We start from the raw sequence: 8270 nt of genomic DNA, 5'->3' as shown, positions 1-8270 counted from the left end.
CAATCCGGGTTTAAGTCTTTCGGCACAATCTCTCGTACAATTATGAATCATTATCAAACCATATTAAACTATTTTGAGAACAGAAGCACTAATGCCTCTGCAGAATCATTCAATGCTAAAATAAAAGCATTCAGATCAAAATTCAGAGGTGTTAGGAATATAGAATACTTCCTTTTTAGACTAACTAATATTTATGCTTAATTTTTGTTACTCCACAGGTTTTCGTGTTGATCCAACTTGTGTCCGCTGCGGCTGATATGAGCCTGGCAAGCTGTAATTTAAAATAAAAAAACACCATCTTTTTCAAGTGGTGTTTTCTTTTTAGTAGCGGGAACAGGACTCGAACCTGTGACCTTCGGGTTATGAGCCCGACGAGCTGCCTACTGCTCTATCCCGCGATGTTTCGGGTGCAAAGATACGCCGATTTCTGAGAAAAACAACGAAAACTTTAAAAAATGTTTTATTTTCTGTATTGGGTTGATATGATTACCTTTGCACCCTAGACCGTAGATCGAATTGTACGGAGTAAAAATAAATATTACGCAAATGTCACATAAAGCAGGTTTTGTAAACATCATAGGAAATCCAAACGTTGGAAAATCAACATTGATGAACGCCTTTGTTGGAGAAAGATTATCAATCATTACATCAAAAGCACAAACAACACGCCATCGTATTCTTGGAATCGTAAATGGCGAGGATTTTCAACTTATATTATCGGATACTCCAGGAATCATCAAACCGGCTTATGAAATGCAGGAATCGATGATGAACTTCGTGAAATCGGCTTTTGAAGATGCGGATATTCTGGTTTACATGGTAGAGATAGGGGAGCAGGACTTAAAAGACGAAGCTTTCTTTAATAAAATAATCCACGCTAAAATCCCGGTTTTATTATTGTTGAATAAAATTGACAACTCCAACCAGGAACAACTGGAAGAGCAGGTTGCTTTTTGGACGGCTAAAGTACCAAACGCAGAGATTTTTCCTATTTCGGCTTTGCAGAATTTTAATGTACCGGAAGTTTTTACAAGAATTATCGATTTATTGCCGGAATCTCCGGCCTATTATCCAAAAGATCAGTTAACAGATAAGCCGGAACGTTTTTTCGTAAACGAAACCATCCGTGAGAAAATTTTACTAAACTACAGCAAAGAGATTCCATACGCAGTTGAAATCGTAACGGAAGAATTCTTTGAAGACGAAAACATCATCAGAATCCGTTCGATCATTATGGTAGAACGCGAAACCCAAAAAGGAATCATCATAGGACACAAAGGCGCCGCTTTGAAAAAAGTAGGTACCGAAGCCCGTGCCGATCTGGAAAAATTCTTCGGAAAACAAATTCACATTGAACTGGTTGTAAAAGTGAATAAAAACTGGAGAAGCAACGCGAATATGCTGAAACGATTTGGGTATAACCAATAAGAGCGTTTTCAGTCACAGTGTTCAGTCTCAGTTTTGAAACTGGAATTGATAATGGTTTCAGATTTGAAATTATAAAAAGGGACATTCAGATTATTTTAGGTTTTGAAATGTCAAGCGTTTGTTTTAACTGAGACAGGGAACTGAAAACTGAATCCCTAGCCCTGATAGAAGTGGAAATCCTTTTGTGAAGCTTTAGCGCAACAAAAGATTACTTTACTTTATTCATATTTAAAGCGGAGTTCAGTGAACTTCGTTTGAAACGGATAGCAGGAAATAGCTCCTGAAAATACTCCTTAATATAACAGGAAAAAGAATAAAAAAACTTAGGTACTTAGAAACTTAGCGACTTAGCCACTTTTTTACCTACCTTTGCAAAAAATTAAAATAAAGCATTTTGGATTTATAAGTGATAGAATTTTAGGGAACTAAAAATCTAAAAGCTGGAAACCAAAATCAAAAATTCAAAAAAATGAATAACATTGTTGCGATAGTAGGAAGACCTAATGTAGGGAAATCAACCCTTTTTAATAGGCTGATACAAAGAAGAGAAGCTATTGTAGATTCGGTTTCTGGAGTTACCAGAGACAGGAACTACGGTAAAAGCGAGTGGAACGGAAAAGAGTTTTCTGTAATTGATACCGGCGGATATGTTCGCGGAAGTGATGACGTATTTGAAGGTGAAATCCGTAAACAAGTAGAGCTTGCTATCGATGAAGCAGATGTTATTATTTTTGTGGTAGATGTTGAGGAAGGAATTACACCAATGGATGACGTGGTAGCGCGTTTGTTGCGTAAAGTGACAAAACCGGTTTTATTGGCTGTTAATAAGGTAGATAATGCCATGCGTGAGAAAGATGCACTGGAATTTTATAACCTGGGTTTAGGAGACTATTTTACTTTTGCGAGTATATCAGGAAGCGGAACCGGAGATTTATTAGATGCTCTGATCGAATCTTTCCCGGAAAAACCGGAGCCTGTTCAGGAAGAAGTAGTTTTACCGCGTTTTGCCGTTGTAGGACGCCCGAATGCCGGAAAATCAAGTTTTATCAATGCATTAATTGGTAAAGAACGTTTCATGGTAACCGATATTGCAGGAACAACACGTGATGCCATTGATACGAAATTTGACCGTTTTGGTTTTGAGTTTAACCTGGTTGATACTGCGGGAATTCGCCGTAAAGCAAAGGTTAAGGAAGATTTGGAATTTTATTCTGTAATGCGTTCGGTTCGTGCAATTGAGCATGCCGATATTTGTATATTGGTGATCGATGCCACCCGTGGATTTGAAGGTCAGGATCAGAGTATTTTCTGGCTGGCAGAGAAAAACCGTAAAGGGGTCGTGATCTTAGTGAACAAATGGGACTTGGTAGAAAAAGATACCATGTCGACACGTGATTACGAAGAGAAAATTAAAAAAGAATTAATGCCTTTTACCGATGTGCCAATTTTGTTCGTTTCGGCTTTAACGAAACAGCGTTTATTGAAAGCATTGGAAGCTACGGTTCAGGTTTTTGAAAACAGAAAACAGAGAATCCCGACTTCTAAATTCAACGAATTTATGCTGAAGGTAATTGAAGCCTATCCGCCGCCGGCAACAAAGGGGAAGTATGTGAAAATTAAATATTGTATGCAGTTGCCAACATTAACACCTCAGTTTGTGTTTTTTGCCAATATGCCGCAATATGTTAAGGAACCTTATAAAAGATATCTTGAAAATAAGATCAGGGAAAATTGGGACTTTTCAGGAGTGCCAATTGATATCTATATCAGAGAGAAATAAAATTCTCTTTTAGAGATTAAAAAAAGCAACATTTTCAAATTTGAAAATGTTGCTTTTTTGTTTTAGGTAATTGGTATCAGTTAACCGTTATAAAAGAATAATTGCTCTTCCGGCCAGCTGCCATCAGAATCACCATAATCGCCATTGTGTTTTCTGGTAGAGGAATAAAGCCTTACAATGTAAGTGCAGCGTTCCATTGTCGGCGGATTATTAATTTCGGAACTGGCATTGGTTCTTTGATCAACTACGGCAGGGTTATCTATTATACCATCGTTGATATGGGTTTCAGTAGTCTCGCTATTCTTTTTTATTCTTAACGAGCAGGTCGATAAATAGGGATGGTATAGGGTATATTTGAGATGTATAATACCGCTAATTGGACTGCAAAGGGTGCTGTCTTCTAATTCTTTAATAGCTAGTTTTTTGTATATCGGATTGTTGTTGATTACAATAGAATTAAGTGTTTTTCCATCGCCACCAATCACTCCGAAATTATTAGCGGCTTTGTCTATTACTTCCCGAATTTCAAATCGGATGGCAATTTTTTCGATATCAATTTTGTTTGCATCGGGAATAGTTTGTCCTGCATTAAAAATATTCGGAACATTTGGTTGCGTAGTTAACGCAGTCGTATCCAGTGAAATTAATGTATCTTCTTCAATAACATTATACAGCGCTAAATCTGCAGGCGTTAAACCAACGCTGATTAAGGTTCTCTCAATGGCATGATTGACATCAAACCAACCTTCTGTATCAAAATCACTTTGATCGCTTTCCACAAAAATTTCATTAAGAAGAGGAGCAGGAACGATACGGCTTAGTTTTGAAACAGTACTTTTAACAAACAAGCCAGGAGTAACACCAACAATTTTAGTAAAATTTGCCTCGGGAAGGCTGGCGGCAGTATTTAGATCGGTTGTATGGCTAACCCTGAAACGATATTCGATTGGGTTACCCGCTGCTGATTTTAAAGCTGCCTGTCCTGTTAAACGTATCGTTGAAAATAAAACGTTCTTACCTGAACCGGCAAAGCCATTAGCGTCAAAATCATGAATACCAGTTCCGTAAGAAGAACTAAAAGCATTTCCAATTCCGGTCCATGCACTAGGGAAAGTGTCTCCGGGATCGGTCACCGCTATTTCTGAACATAAAGTTACACATAGGCAGTAGCCCACATTTTTGCGTGCATCAGCTTTGGTTTCGTCAACTAATTTAGTTCCGGCCAATTCGGCTTTAAAATAAACATCCGGCCCACTTTGGAAGGAAAGAAAATTAGGGTCCGTTTCTACATTGAGCCACGGAGATAAAAAGGTCTTTTTAAAATCTGCCGCCGAATAATCAATTCTAAAATGTCCGGTAGCATCCGTTGTTGCAGATCCTAAAGTATCATCGGTCAGGAAATCCGCATCCATTGCCGTAACTGTTGCATTGGCGATAGGTTTATTTGTTTTGCAGTTCATCAAATGGCCGCAAATCACCCAGGCATCAAAGAAGTGACCTCTAATGTAACACCACCATTTATGAGCAATGGTGTAATTCCATCTGGAATTTTGATCTTTTGTTTGTTTTTCCAGCTCTGCCTGCATCGCTAAAGTGGTGATGTGAAATTGTACCTGTTCCTCTCTTTTTGGTTTGGGATGTTTTGGCGGAACGGAACCACAGACAAAGTCAATATCGAAATCCGAATTCAGATATCTTTCGTTAATTTCAAACTCAAAATCTCCATTGATATCCGTTGTTTTTTTGTCTATAAGTAATCCTTTTCTTTTTTCTGCTTCTTCTTTGGTAACGACATGAAATACCTCTTTTGCAGTAGCAGTTGCATCTGGTACACGGGTTTGTTTATACGGCAGGTATAATAAAACGTCAACATTTGATATAAATTCGCGACAGTCTTCGCAAACATATCCTCTCAGGGAACCTTTAAAAATAGTATTCATAATTATTTGTTTTTAAATTGCCTACTCTAATCAGTTTTCGACTTTTCTGTCATACTCTTTTTAGGATTTTCTGAACGCTCCTTATTTTTTAAATTATTAATAACAAAGGTTCTGTATTTTGATGCAACAGAGATCAGGCTAAATACTGTTTTTAATCGGGCGTTTTCACCCTTTTTTATGGTTTTATTTGGGTTTAAAATATTGTATTTCAAGTTTTTTATATTGAAATCACATAAGGTAAAAAAGGTTTTAAATACAGAATTTTCAACTTGTCTTTTCAGAAGATTTAAATAAATCTAAAAAATGCAACTAAACCTTTTCAGCTTTTTTGATTCTTACCATTCAAACGAATCCATTTTATGACCAGAATATATCCTTTACTATTGCTTTTTCTTTTTTGCTATTCCGCGAATGCCCAGAATACGATCATTGTCAAAGGAACCATAGTTGATCTCAACACCCAATTGCCTCTCGAAATGGCTACAGTGTATTTTACTACCGTAAAAGATTCTACTGTACTTGAATATGCCACCACCGATAAAAACGGCTTTTTTAGTATCAACATGAAGAAATACGACAAGCCCGTTTTTCTAAAAGTGAACTATTTGGGGTATCAGCCTTATTATGAAGAAGAAAAAAGCCTTCAGGAAAGCAAGGATTTTGGAAAATTATATTTGCTTGAAAGCATCAATGCTTTAGATAATGTGGTCATCAAAACAGAAGCACCACCTATTACGATCAAAAAAGATACTTTAGAATTTAATGCGGTTTCGTATAAAGTACGCCCGGATTCGAATGTAGAAACTTTATTAAAACAATTGCCGGGCTTTGATGTTGATAATGATGGAAAAATTACCGTAAACGGGAGGGAAGTAACACAACTCCTGGTAAACGGAAAAGCGTTTTTTGATAAAGACGGGGCTATTGCCTTAAAGAATCTGCCTGCTGAAATCATCAAGAAAATTCAGGTTTCGGATTTTAAAACTAAAAAAGAAGAACTCTCTAAACAGGAATCGACTTCGGATTATTCGAGCATTAATATCACCATAGACGAAAAGAAAAATAAAGGATTTTTTGGAAAAGTCCTGGGCGGGTATGGGGCTGATGATCGTTATGAAAGCAGCCTGATTCTGAACTTCTTTAAAAACAAACAAAAGATAAGTGTTCTGGCATCTTCCAATAATATTAACTCCACAGGGTTTTCACAGGATGAGGTATTTGATAATATGGGTGGCGGAAGAAATAGTAAAAACAGTGGCAAAAGCTCAGGTTCCGGAAGCGGTAAAGGAATTACGCAATCGAATCTGGCCGGAATTAATTATTCAGACGACTGGACGGAAGATCTGGAATTTATGAGCAGTTATAATTTTTCGAATTCGGTTAATAAAAACGAGAGTAAGTCCAATCAGATTAGTTTTTTGCCTACCGGAAATATCGTCACGGCTGCAGATTCCAAAACCAGAAATGAGAACACCGGTAACAATGCTAATTTTGAATTGGAGTACAAAATTAACCCGACAACCCATTTAGTGGTGGCTCCAAAACTGAATGAATCACATTCGAACAGCAATTCTTCTTCTTCTACTTTTTCAGAAGATGAAAATGGACAGTCTTTAAACGAAAGTACTTCGGATTCGTATAGTGAAAGCTCGAATACCAATTTTACAAACAGTATCAATTTCAATAAAACTTTTGAGAAAAAAGCACGTAACCTGAGTCTGGTTTTCAATAACAGCAATTCAAGAAGTGATTCCAATGGATTTAACGTTTCGGAGACTATTTTTTATCAGGACAATAAACCAAGTGACGAAAGAAACCAGAACAGCAAAAATAACAGCAGTTCTGATTCTTATTCCTTTGATGTCGAATATACAGAGCCTGTTACGGATTCGCTGAGAATTAGATTTGGTTCTGATTTGGATTGGGTAAGTTCCGTCAACGATGCTAAAACGTACAATTTTAATGTGGCAACCAATTCCTATTCTGATCTCAATGAATCGCTGACGAATTATACCACTTCCAGTCAGAATTCGGTGAGCCCTAAGTTTGGGATTACCTGGCAGAAAAGTAAATTCACGCTGAACATGAATTCTAAAACGTCAATTATCGGTTATGATAATTACTCTTTATACCAAAATAATGAAACAGACCTGAACAAAAAATATGTGTTACCTTTTGCAAATCTTCAGCTTCGATACAAATTCAGCCGATCAAAAAACCTGACCTTCAAATACGATTATTCGAACGCACTTCCGTCTGCCGTTCAGTTAATGCCGGTATTGAATCTGACCAATCCGTTAAATACCGTGATTGGTAATCCGGATCTGAATCCGATTGAAAAAAACACGGCAAGCATTGATTTTAAAAATTTCGATTTTCGTACCCGATCCGGTTATAGCTTGTATTTAAAGGCAGATTACTACAATAATGATGTAGTTTCTACTTCGGTTTACGATGATAGCGGAAAAAGAACCACAACGTATGCCAATATTTCGGGAACTTATATTGCCTCCGTGGGTGCCAATTGGAATCAGTCTGTGAAAAGAGATGCACATGCTTTGCGATATGGCTTTGGAATCAATGGAAGTTATTCCTTTGATAAAGGATATACCAATGCAGTTATTTATAATGCTAAATCTGTGGCAGTAACGCCAAAAGTATACCTGACGTATGAATACGGGGATTTGCTTACAATTTCACCATCGTACAGTCTGTCTTATAATGAAACCAAATACGAGAACTTTAGCAGGGATGCGAGCTCCAATGTAGTACACCGAATCAATTTGCAGACAACTTCATATTGGCCGGCCAATCTGATTTTTGGAAATGACTTCGGTTACAATTACAATTCGAATATTTCAGGTGATTTCAAGAAAGATTTTTACCTGTGGAATACCAGTTTGTCGTATGGTTTTTCCGATAAAAAAATCTATGTGAAAGTAAAAGTATATGATATTCTGAATCAGAACCAGAGTGCCACGCGAACGATCTCAGCGACTTCTATTCGTGATGAGGAGAATACGGTTTTAAAAAGATATGTAATGTTTTCGCTGTCGTATAAAATTGGAAATTTTGCCTCTAAAGAAAAAGAATCAAAAAGAAGGCAAAGGGAAATGTAGGAT

The 8270-nt window shown here is 37.1% G+C and carries 5 protein-coding genes and 1 tRNA gene; 4 read left to right on the top strand and 2 right to left on the bottom strand.

Translation table 11 applies throughout. The features are described from left to right. A partial coding sequence (locus GJU43_RS16925; protein ID WP_195760025.1) for a transposase occupies positions 1-201 on the top strand: 201 nt, incomplete at its 5' end. A 124-nt stretch (positions 202-325) separates the two neighbouring features. On the opposite strand, the gene GJU43_RS16920 is transcribed toward GJU43_RS16925, so the two are convergent. After that, positions 326-398 (bottom strand) — tRNA-Met (locus GJU43_RS16920). Positions 399-546: 148 nt separating this feature from the next. Here GJU43_RS16920 and era point away from each other — a divergent pair. Together era and der are read left to right on the top strand one after the other, a co-directional pair. Continuing rightward, complete coding sequence (era, locus tag GJU43_RS16915) at positions 547-1428, top strand: GTPase Era (RefSeq protein WP_127340344.1); 882 nt, start codon at positions 547-549, stop codon at positions 1426-1428. A gap of 469 nt (positions 1429-1897) precedes the next feature. After that, entirely contained in the window at positions 1898-3208 is a 1311-nt protein-coding gene (gene der, locus GJU43_RS16910) for a ribosome biogenesis GTPase Der (protein ID WP_055094723.1), read from the top strand. A gap of 80 nt (positions 3209-3288) precedes the next feature. On the opposite strand, the gene GJU43_RS16905 is transcribed toward der, so the two are convergent. After that, on the bottom strand, positions 3289-5148 hold the full coding sequence (locus GJU43_RS16905; RefSeq protein WP_154342161.1) for a carboxypeptidase-like regulatory domain-containing protein: 1860 nt from the start codon (positions 5146-5148) through the stop codon (positions 3289-3291). A gap of 359 nt (positions 5149-5507) precedes the next feature. Here GJU43_RS16905 and GJU43_RS16900 point away from each other — a divergent pair, with 359 nt between their 5' ends. Continuing rightward, a complete protein-coding gene (locus tag GJU43_RS16900) occupies positions 5508-8267 on the top strand; it encodes an outer membrane beta-barrel protein (RefSeq protein ID WP_154342159.1) in 2760 nt (919 codons plus the stop codon). Positions 8268-8270 lie beyond the last annotated feature (3 nt).

Origin of the sequence: Flavobacterium sp. LC2016-23 (genome assembly GCF_009674775.1) — a bacterium.
GTDB lineage: Bacteria > Bacteroidota > Bacteroidia > Flavobacteriales > Flavobacteriaceae > Flavobacterium.
This window is presented reverse-complemented; position numbering and strand designations above follow the sequence as displayed.

Excerpts from the sequence above, each read along its gene's own strand:
- era (WP_127340344.1), top strand. The coding sequence starts at position 547 with ATGTCACATAAAGCAGGTTTTGTAAACATCATAGGAAATCCAAACGTT.
- der (WP_055094723.1), top strand. The coding sequence starts at position 1,898 with ATGAATAACATTGTTGCGATAGTAGGAAGACCTAATGTAGGGAAATCA.
- GJU43_RS16905 (WP_154342161.1), bottom strand. The coding sequence starts at position 5,148 with ATGAATACTATTTTTAAAGGTTCCCTGAGAGGATATGTTTGCGAAGAC.
- GJU43_RS16900 (WP_154342159.1), top strand. The coding sequence starts at position 5,508 with ATGACCAGAATATATCCTTTACTATTGCTTTTTCTTTTTTGCTATTCC.